The 20703-nt window shown below is 28.1% G+C and carries 19 protein-coding genes; all 19 read right to left on the bottom strand.

The features are described 5' to 3' along the window. Window positions 1–63 precede the first annotated feature (63 nt). The 19 genes from Q0945_RS03915 to rfbA all read right to left on the bottom strand — a co-directional run bounded on the left by Q0945_RS03915 (window position 64) and on the right by rfbA (window position 20698). Window positions 64–1236 carry a hypothetical protein gene (locus tag Q0945_RS03915; protein WP_299430977.1) on the bottom strand — a complete coding sequence of 391 codons (1173 nt, stop codon included), beginning with the start codon at window positions 1234–1236 and terminating at the stop codon, window positions 64–66. Between the two features lie 53 nt (window positions 1237–1289). After that, on the bottom strand, window positions 1290–2243 hold the full coding sequence (locus Q0945_RS03920; protein ID WP_299430979.1) for a hypothetical protein: 954 nt from the start codon (window positions 2241–2243) through the stop codon (window positions 1290–1292). Between the two features lie 6 nt (window positions 2244–2249). Beyond that, a complete protein-coding gene (locus Q0945_RS03925; RefSeq protein ID WP_299430981.1) occupies window positions 2250–4340 on the bottom strand; it encodes a DUF4838 domain-containing protein in 2091 nt (696 codons plus the stop codon). A 54-nt stretch (window positions 4341–4394) separates the two neighbouring features. Beyond that, window positions 4395–5858 carry an MBOAT family O-acyltransferase gene (locus Q0945_RS03930; protein ID WP_299430983.1) on the bottom strand — a complete coding sequence of 488 codons (1464 nt, stop codon included), beginning with the start codon at window positions 5856–5858 and terminating at the stop codon, window positions 4395–4397. Window positions 5859–5908: 50 nt separating this feature from the next. Then, entirely contained in the window at window positions 5909–6673 is a 765-nt protein-coding gene (locus Q0945_RS03935; protein ID WP_299430985.1) for an AglZ/HisF2 family acetamidino modification protein, read from the bottom strand. Window positions 6674–6676: 3 nt separating this feature from the next. Continuing rightward, a complete protein-coding gene (gene hisH, locus Q0945_RS03940; RefSeq protein WP_299430987.1) occupies window positions 6677–7291 on the bottom strand; it encodes an imidazole glycerol phosphate synthase subunit HisH in 615 nt (204 codons plus the stop codon). Beyond that, window positions 7288–8424, bottom strand: coding sequence for an N-acetyl sugar amidotransferase (locus Q0945_RS03945; RefSeq protein WP_299430989.1), 1137 nt, complete (start codon window positions 8422–8424; stop codon window positions 7288–7290). Before Q0945_RS03945 ends, hisH begins: the two co-directional genes overlap by 4 nt. 108 nt (window positions 8425–8532) lie before the next feature. Next, the gene (locus tag Q0945_RS03950; protein WP_299430990.1) at window positions 8533–9603 is read right to left on the bottom strand and encodes a hypothetical protein; all 1071 of its coding nucleotides are present in this window, start codon (window positions 9601–9603) and stop codon (window positions 8533–8535) included. Further along, window positions 9600–10109: a hypothetical protein gene (locus Q0945_RS03955; protein ID WP_299430992.1), complete on the bottom strand. Its 510-nt coding sequence runs from the start codon at window positions 10107–10109 to the stop codon at window positions 9600–9602. The genes Q0945_RS03950 and Q0945_RS03955 overlap by 4 nt, the downstream gene beginning before the upstream one ends. A 778-nt stretch (window positions 10110–10887) precedes the next feature. Beyond that, window positions 10888–12144: an O-antigen ligase family protein gene (locus Q0945_RS03960; protein WP_299430994.1), complete on the bottom strand. Its 1257-nt coding sequence runs from the start codon at window positions 12142–12144 to the stop codon at window positions 10888–10890. 23 nt (window positions 12145–12167) lie between these two features. Beyond that, a complete protein-coding gene (locus tag Q0945_RS03965; RefSeq protein ID WP_299430996.1) occupies window positions 12168–13451 on the bottom strand; it encodes an oligosaccharide flippase family protein in 1284 nt (427 codons plus the stop codon). Between the two features lie 23 nt (window positions 13452–13474). Then, the gene (locus Q0945_RS03970; protein WP_299430998.1) at window positions 13475–14419 is read right to left on the bottom strand and encodes a Gfo/Idh/MocA family oxidoreductase; all 945 of its coding nucleotides are present in this window, start codon (window positions 14417–14419) and stop codon (window positions 13475–13477) included. Next, complete coding sequence (locus Q0945_RS03975; RefSeq protein ID WP_299431000.1) at window positions 14420–15514, bottom strand: DegT/DnrJ/EryC1/StrS family aminotransferase; 1095 nt, start codon at window positions 15512–15514, stop codon at window positions 14420–14422. 6 nt (window positions 15515–15520) lie between these two features. Next, a complete protein-coding gene (locus Q0945_RS03980; RefSeq protein WP_299431002.1) occupies window positions 15521–16102 on the bottom strand; it encodes an acyltransferase in 582 nt (193 codons plus the stop codon). Between the two features lie 36 nt (window positions 16103–16138). Further along, window positions 16139–17347, bottom strand: a complete 1209-nt coding sequence (wecC, locus tag Q0945_RS03985) for a UDP-N-acetyl-D-mannosamine dehydrogenase (protein WP_299431004.1) — start codon at window positions 17345–17347, stop codon at window positions 16139–16141. A gap of 12 nt (window positions 17348–17359) precedes the next feature. Next, window positions 17360–18490 carry a UDP-N-acetylglucosamine 2-epimerase (non-hydrolyzing) gene (gene wecB, locus Q0945_RS03990; RefSeq protein ID WP_299431006.1) on the bottom strand — a complete coding sequence of 377 codons (1131 nt, stop codon included), beginning with the start codon at window positions 18488–18490 and terminating at the stop codon, window positions 17360–17362. A gap of 20 nt (window positions 18491–18510) precedes the next feature. Continuing rightward, on the bottom strand, window positions 18511–19290 hold the full coding sequence (gene rfbD, locus Q0945_RS03995) for a dTDP-4-dehydrorhamnose reductase (protein ID WP_299431008.1): 780 nt from the start codon (window positions 19288–19290) through the stop codon (window positions 18511–18513). Beyond that, the gene (rfbC, locus tag Q0945_RS04000; protein WP_299431010.1) at window positions 19287–19832 is read right to left on the bottom strand and encodes a dTDP-4-dehydrorhamnose 3,5-epimerase; all 546 of its coding nucleotides are present in this window, start codon (window positions 19830–19832) and stop codon (window positions 19287–19289) included. The genes rfbD and rfbC overlap by 4 nt, the downstream gene beginning before the upstream one ends. Then, entirely contained in the window at window positions 19832–20698 is an 867-nt protein-coding gene (gene rfbA, locus Q0945_RS04005; protein WP_299431012.1) for a glucose-1-phosphate thymidylyltransferase RfbA, read from the bottom strand. Before rfbA ends, rfbC begins: the two co-directional genes overlap by 1 nt. Window positions 20699–20703: the final 5 nt, after the last annotated feature.

The raw sequence follows: 20703 nt of genomic DNA on the forward strand, positions 1-20703 counted from the left end.
TAAGTAAAACTAATGTTTAATCGGATAATTTGAAGGTTTTTCATTTCTTTTTGAGAAAATATTCTAGTCTTCTTTACACTCATCTGTAGCTAATTGTTCTTGGGTTGGATTGTAGCCGTTTCCGCCAACATAATACCTATCCACTTTTGGCACACCTTTTAATCCACAAAAATCAGTTAATAGGGTGTTTTCTCTTATTAGTATTCTTGCTTGAATTTCAGGAACATTCAAAAGACCATTTAAATTAGATAAAGAATCGTTTTTACCTATTCTCAAACTATTAATAGGAAATTTTATTTTAGCAAGACCATCTACATTTTTTAAAGAGGCATTAGCAAAAATCATTAAACTGGGGGATTCATAAATATCCCCTTGTCCATTTGTCCAAGTACTTATATCACTATAAATAGTTTCTAAGTTAGATAAACCGTTCAAATCAGGCAATACATTGTTGGACATTATCTCTAATCTCGCCACTTTTTCTATTTTAGAAAGGCCGTCTATGTTTGTTAACAACTCATTGCTATAAATACTTAAACCACCACCTATAGATGTCAAGTTAGAGAGTTCATTTAAATTAATACAAGAACTAAAATACACTTGTAAGCTGCCTCCAACAGTAGAAAGATTTTCTAAGCCCGATAAGGTATGTAAATCTGGATTCCGATATGCATAAACTACATTACCGTCAGGCGAAGAGTGTTCTCCTATGCCAAAAAAACCTGTAACTTCTTTTAAATATTTTAACGAACACAAATTATTTACGCCCGAAATTGTAATATCCCCAACAATCTTACTATAATTTTGAAGCCCAAAGGCATCTAGTTCCTCTTGGTTAGATATATTTAGATAACCTTCATATACCTTTTCTTCAACCGAGTCTTTTATACCTAAATCATCATTACTAATAACAATCTCTTTTGTTTGGTTTGAGACAAAGAGCCCCAACTCTCTTTTAATACTAAAATCTCTACAGTCATCTTTTATATACAGTTCTAGAAAAACAGGTTGTTGTTTTACTAACTTTAGAGATTTTTTTTCATCAAAGTCTGTACGATCTAATAAAAGTGTATTACCCTCAATATCTAATATTTTAAATTGAAAATTGGATAACTTGATGATACTTTCATTCTTAAAAATAACGCACAATTCTATTTCTTGAGATACCGCTTCATCATTGTCGTTTTTACAACCGGCGAAAAGTAAAATGAATACAATTATTATTATCCTTTCCATTTTTTGTAAGAAAATATTACATTTGTTTTCCATATAGTTATTGTAATAAATGATTATTCCTTTTTATTTTCATAAAAAACGAAATAATCTATCAAGTCTGGTTCAGGATTTTCACAAAAAATTACTTTGGCTACCAATTCCGCAACAGATTCTTTACAGTGATATGGATCCTTAAATTTTTCTTTGTTCCTCGTTATTTGATTTGAAAAATCAAAATCATATACTGATGCTAATCTTTTAATATCTTCTTTAAATTTTTCTTCTTCCTTTAATAATTTAAATTCATGAATTTTTTCTTGTAAAGAAGTATGGGTTGGAGGGATAAAGAATTTTAGCTCAATCTTATTGTTTTTACAGTATTCGGCAATTTTTTTAAGTTCTAAGAAATAGCCTTGTGGATAGTTGTAAATCCTATATGTATTATTAGCCGCAGAATTTAATTGGTATTGCCAAAATTCTTCTCTTGACATTTCTGGTATTCCTAAATCAAAAGAGGAATTTAATATAAGATTCTTAATAATAAGACCTGTAGATTTAAATACAAATTTACTTGTGCCATATGATAAAAAATTATTTTTAAGATAAACTGCTTCAGAAACCCGATCCATAGCATTAACTTTATTATATAAATTAAAGTTTAGACCTATAACTACTTTCTCAAGTTTAGTTTCTTTTGTTGCTTCCCAAAATGTATTAATAATCTCTTGTAATGTACCTCCGCCGAATGCCAGATTGGTAAATTCTTTACCGGCACATTCATTAATAAAATTAATATCTAAGTTGTTTGTTCTAGAATCTCCTAAAATTATATTTTTTGTTGGTTTTTTTTTAAAAGCTAATAATTTAAATAAGGGGTAATTTAATTTAAATGAAATCTCTTTTTTTGTTTCTAAAGGAATGAAATTAGAATTAGAAAAAAAGTTATATGGGTCAATTATTACCACTATAATTAAATATAAAAATAGTGGTATAAAAAAAACAATTATTTTCTTTACAAATTTTTTCATCAAGCTTTACTTTTCATTTATTTCTAATAACTTTTGAGCAACCCTTAAAAAATCTCTTTGATTAACGGGAGAAATAACATCATCTGTTACTTTACTATTTTTTAAATAGTTTATTTCTTGGATAATATTTTCTCTTATCTTTTTTGTTTTATCCTTATTAAAAGTAGCTAATGAATAGTCACATATTAAAGCCATTAATTTATATCTACTTTTAGTGGCCTTAAACCACATAATATCATTATTCATTCTTGCTCTAATATTTGGGTTTTTAACCTTTTCTAGTATGGAATTCCATTTTAGTTCAAGATTAGAATGAATTTTTATGGACTCATCTAATCCCATAAAATTAGCCTTTATAGTTGCATTTTTATCATTATAAAAACCATCAGGTAAGTCTTGTAATCCTCCTTTTCTATAAAGAGGTATAAATTTAACTGCCTCTTCATCAGAATATGGTGGTACAGCCCAATACACTTTTTGAAATAGTACTGTATTTAAAGATTCTAATTCATAAATACTTTTGGCATTGCTAACCGAAAGCATCATTTCATCATATATAGTACTCCACTGAGTTGCCCATCTCCCATATTTACTTTTATAATATTTTTTTGTTGTTCGTCTTGATATGGTTTCACTTTCTTCATCAAAAGATTTCCATGATAAATCAGAAATCAAGCTATTTGTTAGTTGTAAAGGGCCAGGGTTTGTTTTTATTGGGTGCATATATGCATATAAACCCGCACTATTCTTAAAAAAAAAATCAAAATTACTAGCAAAATTTACATGGTCAGTTAATGCTAATCCTGAATAATTACTTTTATTATTATAATCTACCACCCCAAAATTAAAATTTGCCTTTTCCTTCCATAGATTAATTGTACTATATATTCTTTTATTGGCTCCACTTTCTGCCATTTTATAGTTAATTGCTGTGGTCCAATCTCTTGTGCTTGGATAAAATATATGTATATAATTTAGGTTTTCTAATTCTTTAACAACATCCATATTCGTTGGAGGTTCCATTGTTAAGTGATATGAAATTCCCGCGAGAACAACTTTTCTAGATAGTCTTTTTTCTTGATAAGCCTTTGCTAGGTTTTTTGCTATAATAGAATAAAATTTTAACACAGTATCCGTAAAATTTCCTGTCGATTTAGCCAAGTCACTTTGGTCTAGTTTATCTCTTTTTTTATCTGCGGGCCATATATTAAGAACATCAATGTTTTTTAAATCCCCGTCTATCAATCTATGAATCAATCTTTCAGAAAAATACTCTGCCATTTCTGGATTAGCGTAAGAAGGGTTAACATAATTTCCTTTACTAGATACTGGTATACGTTCTCCATTATATAATGAATACCAATCAGGGTGCTGTTCAAATAAATTTTTTTTTGAAAATTCTTCTTGAATCAAATTGTGTTCTCCTCCCCAAACTTTAACTCCTAATTTTTTAGAAAGATACTGGGGCATCTTACCAATAATATTAAATCTATTTCTGGCAAACCACGTTATATATTCTGTAGGTAAATTTTTCTCAGAAAAGGTCCAGAAACCTCTTAAGCCCACAAATGGTTTTTCTATAGTTTTATAATAGTTCGGATTTTTTTTTATTTTTTTGGGTATTATAGTTTCTTCTGGACTATACCATGAAAATCCAATTTTTTTTAAAAAATCATATACTCCATAAAGAATTCCAATACGACTATTTGCTGTAATGTAAATGTTTTTTTTATATGGGAATATTGCAAAACCTTGGTTACCTAAGGTCTCAAAATTTATTTTCCCTGCTATATTTTTATAATTTAAATTCAATTCTTCTCTGGAAAGAATAACTATATTATTCTTAGCAAAACTTTTCTTATAGTTAAATACATTAACCTCCTTATTTAACAAACGAAAATGATCTTGAATCTCTTTTGCGGCATAAGCTAGTGTAATGCTTTTTGCTTTTTCTATGTCTTTATCCCAATCAATATTTTTTTGATCCTCTAAAGCTTCATTTAATGATTTATAAGGGTGCAGATAAACTGATATATTCTTAAAAATAGACTCTGGCAAATCACTTTTTAATTCATTTGCATTAATTCTACTTCCCATAAAAAAGATGAATATGCATGCCAATATTTTTTTAAAACACATGAGTATCTAATTTTAAAATTGAAAATAAATAAAGTCTTGCTGACTAGCACCAAACCAAAAAATTGTAAAACCAATGATATAATAAAAGCTTAATCTAAGCATTTTATTAGTCTTATGCTCATCAATTTGGAGTGCATGCTGCTTAGTTCTTTGTAACCATTCAACTAAAATAAATACTATTAATATTAGTATATAGTATATAATATGAGCCCCGTCACTAATATGTTTTAAATCCTGAGGTGAAGGTTTAAATAAACTCATAGAAAACATATTTAACAAATAGTCAAGTGCAGTAGCAACATTTTTTGCTCTAAAAAAAACCCACGCAATTATAGTAAGAACAAAAGTTGTTGAGATTTGAAATACAGTCTTTAATTCTGGAAATAATTTTCTTGAATCTATCGTATTGATATTCTTTCTGTTTTTATCGCGTAATAATAATGGTAAAAAATAACATGCATTTAAAAAACCCCAAACTATAAAAGTCCAATTAGCGCCATGCCAAAAACCACTTACTATAAAAATTATAAATGTATTTCTAACTTTCATCCAAGTTCCTCCTATACTACCTCCCAAAGGAATATAAACATAATCTCTAAACCAAGTGGATAATGAAATATGCCACCTCCTCCAGAACTCAGCAATATCTCTTGAAAAATAAGGGAATGCGAAATTTTGCTTCAAATTAAATCCAAACAATCTAGAGGTTCCAATTGCAATGTCTGAGTATCCTGAAAAATCTCCATAAATTTGAAATGCAAAAAAAACTGCCCCTAAAAACAATGTATTCCCTGAATATTCAGGATAATTTTCAAATATTAAATTTACATATATAGCAGCATTATCGGCAATAACAATTTTTTTAAGTAAGCCCCATAAAATTTGACGCATTCCATCTACAGCAGCATCATAACTAAATATGCGCTTCTTATAAAATTGTGGTAATAAATTGCTAGCTCTTTCTATTGGACCAGCAACTAATTGAGGAAAAAAACTAACAAAAGCTGTAAATGCTACAAAGTCTTTAGTAGGCTCAAGGTTTTTTCTATAAACATCAATTGTATAACTTAGTGTTTGGAAAGTATAAAAGCTAATCCCTACAGGTAAAATTATTGAAAGAGAACTAGTTTTTAATAGAATACCAAATAGGCTAAACGCATCAATAAAATTCTCTAAGAAAAAATTATAGTACTTAAAAAAACCTAAAAAACCTAAATTTACTATAATACTAATCCAAAGTAAAGTCTTCCTTTTTAGGATATTATTTTCTTTTTGTAGCAGAATTCCAACTGAATAATCAACAATAGTACTAAATAAAATTAATGACAAAAATCTCCAATCCCACCATCCATAAAAAAAATAACTAGCAACAACTATTAATAAGTTCTGAAGTTTTAAACTTTTATTAATTACAAACCAATATAAAACAAAAACTATTGGAAGAAATATAGCAAAATCAATAGAGTTAAATAACATAATATTCTGTTTATTCTTATTAAGAATACATTAAAACACTTATTAATAAATTATTTCAATAAATCTTTAATTTCTGCTTTATTTGGGTAATTTATTAAAACTGCTTTATATTTACCTTTAAATACAAATAAACTTCCGGCTGCAACCCCAATAACATTATACTTTTTGATTACTTCTTTAATGTGATCTAAGTTCCCAACACCTCCTAAAACTGTCATAGGAATATTAATCGAAGATCTAATTAATTCTATTAATTTTAAATCATAGCCTTTCATCATACCATCATTATCAATAGAATTAATTACTATTTCTCCTACTCCTAATTTTTCAAACTGTACAGCTAATTCCTTTGGACTCTTCCCGGTTGATTTGGTTCCATTATGAGTGTAAACTTGATATTTTCCTAGAAACACTTTTTTCTTTACATCCAAAACAACAATAACACTTTGCACTCCTACAGCTTTTGCAATATCTACAACAAGTTTTGGATTATTAATTACAGCTGAACTAAGCGCTACTTTTTCTGCTCCAAGATGAATAATTTTTTTAGCCTGCTCTACTGTATTAACACCACCTCCATAACATAGTGGCATCCTAGACTCATTTGCTAAATTTTGAATCATTTTAAAATCTGGTTCTCTTTTTTCTTTAGTAGCGTCAATATCCAAGATTATTAATTCATCTACTTCTTTTTCATTAAAAATCTTAACAGCATTAATTGGATCCCCTACATACTTTGACTCTTTAAATTGAACTGTTTTTACTAGTCCTTTATTTCTTACTAATAAGCAAGGAATTATTCGTGATCTTAACATAAATTATAAGTTAGCAAAGTTTTTAAACAACTGAATACCATTACTATGGCTTTTTTCGGGATGAAATTGCATACCAAAAACATTATCATAATTTACAGCAGAAGAAAACTGATTTCCATAATTTGTAGTAGCTAAAGTGTCTTCTTTAGATAAACAGGAAAAATAATATGTATGAAGAAAATAAAATCCTTTTTCAAAATCAATATTATTAAAAATTTCATGATTTCGTATAGGGTTAATTGAATTCCAACCAAGGTGCGGTAAGTATGGTTTTTCTGTAAATGTATTAATATCAAATTTTTTAACCTCAGCATCAATATATCCTAAACCATCCAATATGCCTTCCTCGCTCTTTTTTGCCAATATTTGCATCCCAACACAAATTCCAATAACAGGCGTTTTTTCTTCTATAACAAGCCTGTCTAGTTCTTTTTTAAATCCTGATTTTATAAGTTGATCCATGGTTTCATCAAAAGCTCCTACGCCTGGTAAAATTAATTTGGTAGCATCTTTTAATTCCTCTGGAGTATTAGCAACAAAACAATCTATGTTTAATTGTTTATAAATGTTTAATATTGCTTGTATATTCCCCGAACCGTAATTTACAATCTTTATCATCTTTTTCCTCCTCTTTCTAATCCAATTAAACGCATCATTTTAGCCCCAATATTATATATACTATCCTGAGACTTATAGTCCTTATACGTTTTATTGGGTGCGTCCATGTAACCCTGCAACTCTTCTACAGTTATTCCTAACTTATTTGCTATAAACTCAAAATCTTGAGCAATTGATTCTGGATTATATGCCGGTTTTTTTAATTCTTCTAAAGCATTTTCTCTAGTCATTTGATTAGTTAATATTAAGCTAGAGAATTGCACTTTTCTAGTATCATAACCAAATTTTTTAGGAAGCCAATAGGCCTCATAAAATCTAGTAAAACGAGATTCAAAATGTTTTTGTGGATATTCTTGATAACCATATTTATCTACTAATAGTTGCATGGCTTCATCTTTATGGTATGGAATGTAATCTAAAGGTCTTATAAGCTTAATCTTTTTTATATATGGCAAATACACCTTATGCCACAAAATGTTAGTTACAGGGTAGTCTTTTAGCGTTCCTTTACCATGTTTTTTATAAATATCTTTTAATTGAATAGAGTCTGATTGGTAATACATCCACTCCAAAGGATTCCTTACACATTCTGTTGAATAATTTCCTCCTGTAAGTATGTATTTAATCTTATGTTTTGATGCAAATTTATACATTGTAGCAAAAAAAGCATGATCCTGTGGTGTATCTATATGGGATACTCCTGATTTAAAAAATGCTAATTGTAAATCTTTAATTTCTTCCCAATTTATTACTTCTGTATATAAGTCTAAACCTAAACAATCTACCAATCTTTCAATATTATTTACAGCAATTTGTGAATTCCAACCTGCATCTACATGAAATACAAGTGGTCTTAATCCGTATTTTTCTTTCATAGCATATAATAGATACGAACTATCTATTCCGCCACTCATTCCCATTAAGCAATCAAAATCTTTATCCTCTCCTTCTTTTTTTATTTTGGCTATTATATTTTTCAACTTGGTATCTCCTCTTTCATCTGTATGCCAATTTGGTAAAATATCTTTATAATACGTGTTACAGTGGTCACATACCCCTTTTTCATCAAAAGAAATTTTTGAATCTGTAGTGTCCATGACACAATTTGAACAAATTTGATATTCTCTACTCATTATTTTACCTTAAAAGTTATAGTCTACTTCTTTGTTTTTATAACAAAAATAAGATTATTATATTAAGATTATTATATTAAAAAAATGATCTTAAGATCTAAATTAATCTTATTTTTTTGGAATTATTCTTTCCAAAACTTTCCATCTAGATTCCTTATAATGACTTTGTAAAAAAGTCATTATATCTTTCTGCACACTTGAAAAATTCTCGTGAAAAAAATGTAGTGTTTCTATGTATTCTTCTAATGTTATATTTGTTTTAATTATAGTTTTAGGAGATTTAATTAAATTTCTTAAGTCTGCATAAACTAAAGGAAAACCTAATGATAACAAATTAAATGCTCTATTACTTACTGTACAAGCTTGAACATTCCCTAAACTTGCATCATAAGGTAAAATAGAACAAAAAACATCGTCAATTTCTAATTCTTCTATTTTACTATAGCCTATATGTTCAAAATTACTATAGGTTTCTTTTAAATAATTTACAAAATTAGCGTCAGAATTTTTAATAGTAGGACCAACAAACCTATAGTTATATTTTGTATTCTTAATAATAGATTCTGTAATTTTCCAATCTAACCTTCCTATAAAACCAAAATATAAAACAGTATTTCTATCTAAATTTTGTTTTGGTTTTTTATACTCTCTTTGGCTCCATGGAAAAAGCATGGTAACATTATTTTTATATGAACTTAATTTATCAAATAAAGGGTAGGATACGGTTAATACATTGTCAGAATTTCTACATGTACTCCTTATTTGATTTTTTATAGCTCTTGTCATTCCAAATTTAGCTTGTGCTTCAAAATCATCTTCCATCATTGTTATAACTTTTTTGCTTGGCGCTAATCCTTTTAAAAAGTCATATTCATAACTAAAGTTCATTATAAAATCAAAATCAACTTTTTTAAAAATTTTCTTTAAATAGTATTTTACTACAAAATTATTTAAATTTTGTATAAACCGAAAATACCTTAATTGATGGTGTATTAATTCTGCATGAGAATAAAAGTTAATTCCTTCTTCTTTTCTACTCTTAATAAAAAGGCTTTTGTATGAGTTTTTTTCAACATATGTTATTTCATATCCTTTTTCTTTTAATAAACGAGTTATTTGGTGTCTTATCCTAGGAGGTTCATTCCAGTTTGTTTTTGTTAAAATAATTACTTTTTTCATAAGTCGTTCATTTTGCTTTGGGAATTTTTTAAAATAAAGAAAGAAACAAATAATAATAATATTCCTCCATGGGTTAACATTACAGTTGTTAAAGAAGAACTTATAATTACAAAAAACAATAAAAAGAAAATTCCAAAAAATTTACTGCTTATGTTTAATTGATTTAAAAAAGAAAAATACAATGCAATTAAAATACTATTTATAAAAACTCCCAACATTCCAAAATTCATAAATCCATCAGAAATAACACCATTATTTGCATTCCAAATAATAGTTCCAAAATATTTTTCCCCAATAATGAATGCATGTGGATGCTTATATGGGTAATTAAAAAAAACTCCATTAAAAGTTTCTGACCAATAAAGGTGGTTCTCTTCAAAAAAATTAAAATACAAAATATCTAATAAGCTTGGTAAAAATACTGTTCTTCTAATAGACATAACCATTAGAAAATTATTATTAAAAACGACTGATATGATTAAAGAAATTAAACTAACGCTTATCATAAATTTTATAAAGTAATTTGCCTTTTTTTTATAATTGTATTTATACAAAATTAAAACCATAAACAACCCAACAAAAACGGCTTTATGAGCTCCACATAAAAATAAAAAAACTAAAAGCCCTATTGCGACTATAAGTTCTTGCTTTTTTTTAAAAAAAAGACAAAATACAACTAAGCATGGTATTAAAGTTTTATTAAACCAAGAGTATGTATAATTTGTATAAAAATTATCTACACTAGAAATTATTTGTTCCCTTGTCTCATAAATCTCTTTTAAAAGAAGATTGTTAAAATTAATGTGCGGAAAATAAAGTACAAAAAATGGTATCATTCCAACTAATATACCATATAACAAAACATTTTTAGATTGTTTTAGATTTAATGTTTTAGACTCTATTTTGATTTTTATCTTACCAATAATCATTATTATAGTAAAAAATAAAGAATGAGATAAAAATATACGGTAATCTAAATCTCTTATGTTTGAAAATAATATTGCACTCGGAAATACAAAAAATATTAAAACCAGAACAGTTATTATATATAAAAAGCCTTTCATTTTTAGTACTAAATTTGAATAAATTAAAAAGGCTACTATAAAAAAAATAATTATAAATTTTGATATACTAAATTCATATAACAAACTAGCAGATTCTTCTGCTTTTTTAAAAACGTGTAAATCTTTTAATACAAAAGAAAAACACATTTGAAATACTATAAAAAGTATAATTAATAAAAGTGAATTATAGAGTTTTATTTTATCAAAAACACGTGGAAGTTTATTTATCATTATTCTCTACATATCTGTTCAATATAATATAATAAAAAAAAGTAAAAAAAGATATTCCAGAGTACCTATTCAATATACTTTCAAATAAAAAACTTATTGTTATAATAAATAAGAAACACATATTAAAAAAAACAATTTTATTGTTTACAATTGAAAACTTAAACAAGCTATAAAGAATTAATAAAATTGATAAAAAACCTACTAAACCGCTTTCTAAGAAAATCTGAAAAAACTCATTATGTGCGTTTAAATTCTGTTTTAACGGAGTTGCGTAACCCTTTTTTATATATTTTTCGTTTAATTTTATTTGAGTATCTCCTACTCCTAAACCTTTTATAGGGTTTTCTTTAATTAGTTCTAAAGCCGCATCCCATGACATGAGCCTAAGAGTATATCCAAATCTTTCCTCCGGATTAATAGTTAATTTTTCTTTACTAAACTTTTCTGACATAGACTTTAGCCTTGGGTTATATTGAAAAAACAAAGCCCCAAGTATAGTTATTAATATAAGCAATGCCATTTTTAAGCTCATTTTTTTTATCCTTGAAAAAATGAAAAAAATGAAAATAAAAAATAAAATTATAATCCCTACTTTACTAGATAACTGAAAAATTACCATTGGAAATAGTAATAATAATAAATAATACCATTTATTTAGCTTCCATAATCTTAAAAATAAAATTATAACTATTGCAACATTTAAATAAATTGAAAAATATGTAGTATCATGAAAAATAGAGAAAAAAGAAGAAAAAAAGTAATTACCATCTCTTACAACAGAGTAAAGAAATGAAAATTCCTGATTAACTACTGCTTGAAATTTAATTTCACTATCTACAATAGAAAAAGAATTGTTAAGAGCATTTATATAGCATATAAATACCGCTGTTAAACATCCCAAAACAAAGTATCGTAAAATTTTACTATATGCTTTATAATCTATTTTTATAGTTAAAAAAATTAAAGGAATTCCAATTAACGAGGCTCTATGCTCAATAAATTTTAATTCAAAATTATGAGAGTAAAACAAAGATGCAACAGTACTTATGTATAAAATTATTGGTAATATAAATGAAATATTCCTAAACAGTTTGTAGTCTTTTTTATCAAATAAAGAAATTACAATGAGTACTAATAGAAGAATTGTTGACCATTTTTGGTTTAGTGGTAGAGAAAATGAGAAAATTAACAAAATTATGTTCTTCCATTTTTCGATTCCCCTTAAGTCAAAAAAATCTTTAAGCATTACTCATAATTATTAATCTATATTTATTTCTTTTTTTTAAGATTTTTTAAGGTTCTATATTGTAGCATTAAATACAGTATGTACAAAAAGCTTTCATGTGCTACATAAACTAAAAATAATGTGTCTACATCTAATTCAAAGATATAAACTGAAATGCCTAGAGTAGAAAAGGTGGTAAAAAAATATAATGTTTGCCATATAGATGCTACTCTTAATTTATTTGCAGCATTAAATACTGATGATAATGGGCTTGCTATTAATTTAATTAAAAAACTTACTGCTAGTACTGAAGCAAACTCTCCTGACCTAATCCACTTTTCCCCAAATACAAATGAAAATATATCTGGTCCTAAAAAAAAGATTATTAAACATATTGGTGTTCCCAATGCTAAAAGTGCTATCGCTGACTTTTTAAAAAAATCAAATGCTTGAGTAAGGTTTTCCTTTGTATTAATTAAAAATGCTATCTTTTGATAAAAAACATCTTTATAAGAAGCTCCAATTAACCCAATTGGTGCACTTAAAACTAATGTAGTTAAACCAAAATACCCTAAATCATTAGTTGAATAAAAATTTGTTAAAACCAATACAATTCCTTGAATAGAAATTGTGTTTAAAAAAGTTGGAGTTATACCATACTTAGGATAATCTATATATTCCTTAGCAATTAATTTTAAGTTATTTAATCTAAATGTACTAGTAGTAATTTTTGATTTTTTAAATAAAAAAAGCCATGAAGAAAACAAACCTAATATTTTTCCAACTAATAATCCGTAAATAGTGTATTTAGACATTCCTATTCCCATACTTGATAAAATATAAGAAACAGATTGTAGAACTTTAGCTATTGCATTGTCTTTAAAAGTTTTATACCTTATAGATAAGTTTGAAAAAGAACTCCAAAGACCAAAAAATAAAACGTATATCGGGATTAAATAAATAACTTGGTCAATTTTTAGCAAATTATTTTTAGGAATCAGGAAAACTATTAAGAATAATAATACGGAGTATATTAATGTAATGTAAATACTTAAAATAAAAATTTTAGTAGCTTTTTCATTACTTTTTGGTATTACTATCGCAAATTGATATCTACCTCCTGCTCCAACTTCAAGAATTCCTGCAATTGCAAAAAAGGAAGTATATAATGCAAATTCCTTTTCAGAGTACATTCTTGTCAAAATAGGAGTTACAGCAAAAGGTAATAATTGCGCTACTCCTGTTCCTAACATTTGAGAAGAAACATTCTTAAAAAACTCAGATTTGGAAATCTTAGCCCAGATATTATTTAGTTTTATGATAAACAATTATTTAGTTATTTACTATAAAATTAAATCTCATTTAAAAAGGAATGGTATTCTCCCTTTAGTCCAATGGGTGTGGTATTTCTAATTTTATGAACAATTTCTATTGCAGTTCTAGCTGCACCAAGCCCATATCCTTTACCTGCTATTATGTCTTTATATACTAATGTATGTAAATCTGTAAAACCTCCACTAAACTCTAATTCCTCCCCATCAATAGTTATTGATCTATATGTTGTTTGTCCTTTTTCTTTAATTTCTTTAGGTAAATATTTAGAATTAATAGATAAGAACCATTTAACTCTAGCATTTTCAAACTCCAAATAACCAGATGCTCTATCTTTTTCATGAATATGAACTATATTTTCTTGAACATCTCCAAATATCCAAGATAGCATATCATAAAAATGTACACCAATATTAGTTGCAATACCACCTGATTTGCTATTATCTCCTTTCCATGATGTTTGGTACCAATTTCCTCTGGAAGTTAAATAAGTTAAGTCAACCTCAAATTTCTTGTCTTTAGTTGACTTCGATACTTTTTCCCTCAATGCAATTATAGAAGGGTGTACTCTTAATTGTAATATGTTATAAACTTTTTTACCTGTCTTTTCCTCTACTTTTTGTAGTTTATCTATATTCCAAGGATTTAAGACTAAGGGTTTTTCACATATGGCATCTGCACCGCTGCGTAATGCAAATCTAATATGCGCATCATGTAAATAATTTGGAGAGCAGATACTTACGTAATCAAGAAAAGTATCTTTTTCATATTTTAATTTTTCAATATGACGATCAAAACGTTCAAATTCTACAAAAAAGTCTGCATTAGGAAAATATGTATCAATTACACCAACACTATCCCCTTTGTCATATGCCGCTAATAAGTTATTATTTGTATCTTTAATTGCTTTCATATGTCTAGGAGCAATATATCCTGCAGCTCCAATAAGTGCAAAGTTTTTCATCTATAGTATTTTTATTAAATTAGTAGTTATATAATCTATTTCTTCTTTTGTTGTATAAGGATTCATTGGCAAACTCATTATTTCATTAGAAATTTTTTCTGCAATAGGAAAATCCCCTTTTTTTCCTTTTAAGTACTTAAAACATTCTTGTAAATGTAGAGGCATGGGATAATGCACTGCCGTTGGAATTCCTTTTTCCTTTAATTTTAATTGAATCTGTTCGCGATTTTTTACTCTTATAGAGTACTGTGCCCAAACAGAAATATTGTTTGGTTTTATTATAGGAACAACAACTTTATTTTTTAATTGCTTTGTGTAAGATAACGCTACTTTATTTCTATTATGAATATCAATATCGTAGTTTTTTAATTTTTCATTAAGTACTGCTGCCTGTATAGTATCTAGCCTTCCTCCCATACCAATATATTTATGATGGTACCTTTTTGTTTGACCGTGAAGTCTTAAACTTTTTATTTTTATAGCCAATTCTTCATCATTTGTAAAAACCGCTCCCCCATCACCAAAACATCCTAAGGGTTTTGCAGGGAAAAAGCTAGTACATCCAATTGTACTTAGATTACAACTTCTAACTCCACCTTGACTTGCTCCAAAACTCTGAGCAGCATCTTCAATAACTGCTAAATTGTATTTTTTAGCAATATCATTTATTACCTCCATATTAGAAACTTGTCCAAAAATAGAAACAGGTATTATTGCTTTAGTTTTTGGAGTAATTGCTTTCTCTATTTTATTGTGGTCTATATTATATGTTTCTTCATCTATATCTACAAAAACTGGAACCGCTTTTAAAAAAGCAATAGCTTCTCCTGTAGCAATAAATGTAAAAGGTGTTGTAATAATTTCGTCCTCAGGTTCAATATCTAGAGCCATCATTGCTAATAACAACGCATCCGTTCCTGAAGAACAGCTAATAGAATCCTTTACACCAACATAATTAGATAGGTTTGTTTCTAATTCCGAAACAACTGGTCCCATTATAAAACTAGTGTTAGTCAAAACTTTTTCTATTGCTACGTCTATTGCTAACTTATGCTCAGTATAAGCCTTCCCTAAATTTGCGAAATCAATTTTCATATAACTTTAATTAATTCTATAAACCATATTATTTTCTAACTTATATGTTTGTTTGCTTTCTTTACAAATAGCAATACCTGATTCATTAAATTTTAGTTTATGTCCATATTCTCCAACCCATCCTATTTGTCTTGCCGGATTCCCTACCAATAATGCATAAGGAGGAACATGTTTTACAACCACAGAACCAGCACCAATAAAAGCATATTCACCTATATCGTTTCCACACACAATAGTTGCGTTAGCCCCAATTGAAGCTCCTTTCTTTACTATTGTTTTAGTATACTCTCCTCTTCTATTTATAGCGCTCCTAGGATTAATTACATTGGTAAAAACCATAGAAGGCCCTAAAAAAACATCATCTTCACAAATTACACCTGTATAAATTGACACATTATTTTGCACTTTTACATTATTTCCTAAAATAACCTCCGGAGATATTACAACGTTTTGACCAATATTACATTTTACACCTAAAATACAGTTAGACATAATATGAGAAAAATGCCATATTTTAGTGTCATTTCCTATAGAACAATCCTTATCTATAACAGCCGTTTCATGAGCATAATATTTTTTGTCTTCCATGAATAATATAATCCTTTAAACTTGTAATTATTTTATTTAAACTATTCCACAAAAATCTAAAATCACTTTGTCTTCAGATAAAACTAAATTTTTAAACTCTTTATGAGCAACTAAAAATACAATGATATCAGCTTTTATTACAGCCTCTTTATATTGGGTTAATTTAAAAACATTATGCTGCGTAATATTTGGTTCAACAATATAATATTCTTCATTATTCGCATTCTGCAATACCTTTTGAGCAATATATTTTGCAGGAGATTCTCTCAAATCATCGATATCTGGTTTAAAGGCTAATCCCATTATAGCAATTTTAGGCTTCCTTCCATTTTTTAATTCAAATTCTAATTTTGATGTTTGTACCTTCTCTGCACACCAAAAAGATTTATAATTATTAATTTCTCTAGCCTTTCCAATAATTTTAGATTCCATTGGGTAATCTGCAACAATAAAATATGGGTCTACAGCTATACAATGACCCCCAACTCCACAACCTGGTTGTAAAATATTTACCCTTGGATGTCTATTAGCTAATTCTATGAGCTCCCAAACATTAATATCAGCTTTATCACATATTAAAGACAATTCATTTGCAAAAGCTATTTGCACATCTCTAGATGAATTCTCTACCAGTTTACACATTTCTGCGGTTCTTGCATTTGTTCTATGTAAACTCCCTTTTATAAAATTTTTATAAAAAGAAATGGCTTTTTCTGTAGATTTTTTATCTATTCCTCCAATTACACGATCATTATGTACAAGTTCATACATTACATTTCCAGGTAATACTCTTTCGGGACAGTATGCTATATTTAAATTCCCCTTTAATTCTGGTCTTTGAGAATAAATTAAATTCATCATTTTTTCTGTTGTACCTATAGGCGATGTAGACTCTATAATATATAAATCGTCTTCTTTTAATAACGGTAATACAGCATTAGTAGCTGCCTCAACAAAAGAAATGTCGGGTTCATTTTTTCCTTTAAATGGTGTTGGAACTACTATTAGGTATGTATCTGCAATTGCAGGTTTAGTATCAGCTTTAAGATATCCCTCTTTTACTGCTTTCGCCACTGCACCATCTAGTTCTGGCTCTACAATATGAATCTTTCCAGCATTTATAGTTTTTACCACTTCTGGATTAATATCAACCCCATGTACATATACTTTATTCTGAGCTATTAAAGCTGCTGTAGGTAAGCCTATATAGCCTAATCCTATCATTACCACTTGTGGTTTCTGCATATTATATATAAATTATTTTATTCCTAATATATGGTTTACTATTCTTTTACATGCTTCTCCGTCTCCATATGGATTATGCAACATACTCATACTTTTATAAGCTTCTTCACTTTCTAGTAACCTTTGCGTTTCAAAAACAATTTTTTTCTTATTAGTGCCTACTAAAATTACTGTTCCTGCATCTACAGCTTCTGGTCTTTCCGTTGTATTGCGCATTACTAAAACAGGTTTGCCTAAGCTGGGAGCTTCTTCTTGTACCCCACCACTATCAGTAATTATTAGATAAGATTGGTTCATTAACCATACAAACGCAGGATAAGAAAGAGGCGAAATAAGGTGAATATTATCTACCTTATCTAAAAGTTTATATACTGGCTTTTGTACATTCGGATTCAAATGTACAGGGTAAATTACTTGTGTATTTGAATTAGTTACAGCTATTTGCTTAAGGGCTTCACAAATATTTATAAAACCTTGTCCATGATTTTCTCTTCTATGCCCCGTAACTAAAATTAATTTATTATCTGTATTTATTATTTTTTTAAGGCTTTCTATCTCTTCATCTACAAATTTAGTTTTACTTACTTTGGCTACACTAAATTTTAATGCATCAATTACTGTGTTACCAGTAATTAATATTTGTTCTTTGGGCTTATTTTCATTGATAAGATTTTGTTTTGATGTCTCTGTAGGTGAAAAATGAATGTTAGAAATTACTCCAGTAACACATCTATTCATCTCTTCTGGAAAAGGAGATTGTAAATTAAACGTTCTAAGGCCAGCTTCAACATGACAAACTTTTGCGCCTGAATAAAAAGCAGAAAGACTCGTAGCCATTGTTGTTGTTGTATCTCCATGAACATAAACAAAATCTGGATTAAATTTTTCTAAAATTGGTTTTAGATTTACTAAAATGTCTGCCGTCAATGAATATAGGTTTTGGTTCGGCTTCATTAAATTCAAATCGTAATCTGGAATAATTTCAAAAAAAGACAAAACTTGATCTAACATTTCTCTATGTTGAGCAGTAATGCATACTCTTGTTTCAAAATCATTAGAATATTTTTGAAATTCTTTAACCAAGGGGGCCATTTTTATAGCTTCAGGTCTTGTTCCAAAAACTATTAGGTTCTTTTTTTTCATGGTCTATTTAAATTTAAAATCTATTCTAAAACACTATTTTTTGGCCTTATAGCAAAAGTACGATAATTCTTAGCTTTTTTAAGAGTAGTAAAACCTTCTAAGTTATTTTCCTCTATTATTTGTCTTGCAAATTCATACCAAGTCATTGGAAGCTTATCTGTAAAATGAAATATTCCATAACTAGTTTCCATACCTAAAATAACTTTATTAAGTATAAATAAGCTCAAATTTATAGTATTAGTAGGGCTACCTAATTGTTCATTTGTTATTTGCAAAGTTTCCTTATTTTTTGCTTTTTCCAGTATCGTTTTATAAAAATTATTTCCAAATTTTTTGCTATACAACCATGATGTACGTATTATAAAATACTTTTGTAAAATATTTTGAATATACTTCTCTCCTTCTAGCTTAGATTTCCCATATTCGTTTATTGGATTTGGAATGTCACTTATGGTATATGGCTCTTTTTTTTTCCCATCAAAAACATAATCTGTAGAAATGTGTATTAGAACTGTCTTGTTTTCTAAACAAGTTTCAGCCAAGTTTTTAACTGCTTCTGAATTTACTTTATAAGCAATTTCTGGTGTTTTTTCTGCTTGTTCTACATTGGTATATGCTGCGCAATTAATACAAAAACTATATTTATTCTTTAAGAATAAAGTACTCACCATATTGGAATTGGTTATATCAAGCTCTTTTGAGCTTTTGAAATCAAAAATAAAATTGGAGTAATTTTTTGCAATTTCTTGTATTGAGCTTCCTAGCTGTCCATTGGCTCCAGTAACTAATATATGTTTCATAAACTTAGTTCTGAAAATGGTGGTAATTCTTTGTCTTTTAATGAAATTATCATTTTAGATTCTGGGTAGTCCCAATTAATATCTAAAATTTTATCATTATATAGTATACCTCTTTCTGAGTCTTTATTATAAAAGTTATCACATTTGTAAAAGAATTCCGCAGTATCACTTAACACTACAAAACCATGACCAAAACCTCTTGGCATAAAAAGTTGCTTTTTATTTTCTTCAGAAAGTTCAATGGAAAAATGTTGTCCAAATGTTTTAGAATCTTTCCTTAAATCTACTGCTACATCCAAAATAACCCCTTTTAAGACACGTACCAACTTTGCTTGTGCATATTTACCTATTTGATAATGAATTCCTCTTAAAACCCCTTCAGTAGAAAAGGACTGATTATCCTGAACAAAATTAACTTCTTTACCAGTTAATTTTGTAAACGTCTCTTTATTAAAACTTTCAAAAAAGTACCCTCTATCATCCTCAAATACTCTTGGCTTTAATACATAGCAACCTTCCAGAATAGTCTTTTCAATAGTCATTATTTTTTGTTTAATATTCCCAATATGTTTTTACCATACCCACTCTTCATTAAAGGTTCCGCTAAGGTTATTAATTGCTGTTTGGTAATAAATCCCATTTCATAAGCAGCACCTTCTATAGTTCCTATTTTTAAACCTTGTCTTTCTTCAATAACCTCCACAAATTGAGATGCTTGCATTAAAGATTGAAAGGTACCCGTATCTAACCAAGCAGTTCCCCTATCCAAAATGCTTACACTTAATTTATTTCTTTTTAAATATTCTTTATTAACATCTGTTATCTCTAATTCTCCTCTAGAACTAGGGGAAATGCTTTTAGCTATTTCTACGACATCATTATCATAAAAATATATTCCTGGTACTGCATAATTAGATTTTGGCTCTAATGGTTTTTCTTCTATACTTATAGCCTTTCCCTCCTCATTGAATTCAACAACACCATAACGTTCTGGATCATGAACTCTATAGGCATAAATTATACCCCCATCTGGATTGCTATTAGATTGTAATAATTTTGCTAATCCTGATCCATAAAAAATATTATCTCCTAAAATAAGAGCTACCTTATCTTTACCAATAAATTTTTCTCCTATAATAAATGCCTCCGCAAGGCCATTGGGAGCCTCTTGCACAGCATATTCAAAAGAACAACCGTACTTACTTCCATCACCCAATAAATCTTTAAATAAAGGCAAATCTTTTGGGGTAGAAATAATCAATATTTCTCGTATCCCTGCATAAATTAAAGTAGATAAAGGATAATATATCATCGGTTTATCATAAATAGGCATTAATTGCTTACTTACAGACAATGTTAAAGGGTGTAACCTAGTTCCAGACCCTCCCGCTAAAATTATTCCTTTCATTTTTA

Origin of the sequence: uncultured Maribacter sp. (genome assembly GCF_947500405.1) — a bacterium.
Lineage (GTDB): Bacteria > Bacteroidota > Bacteroidia > Flavobacteriales > Flavobacteriaceae > Maribacter_B.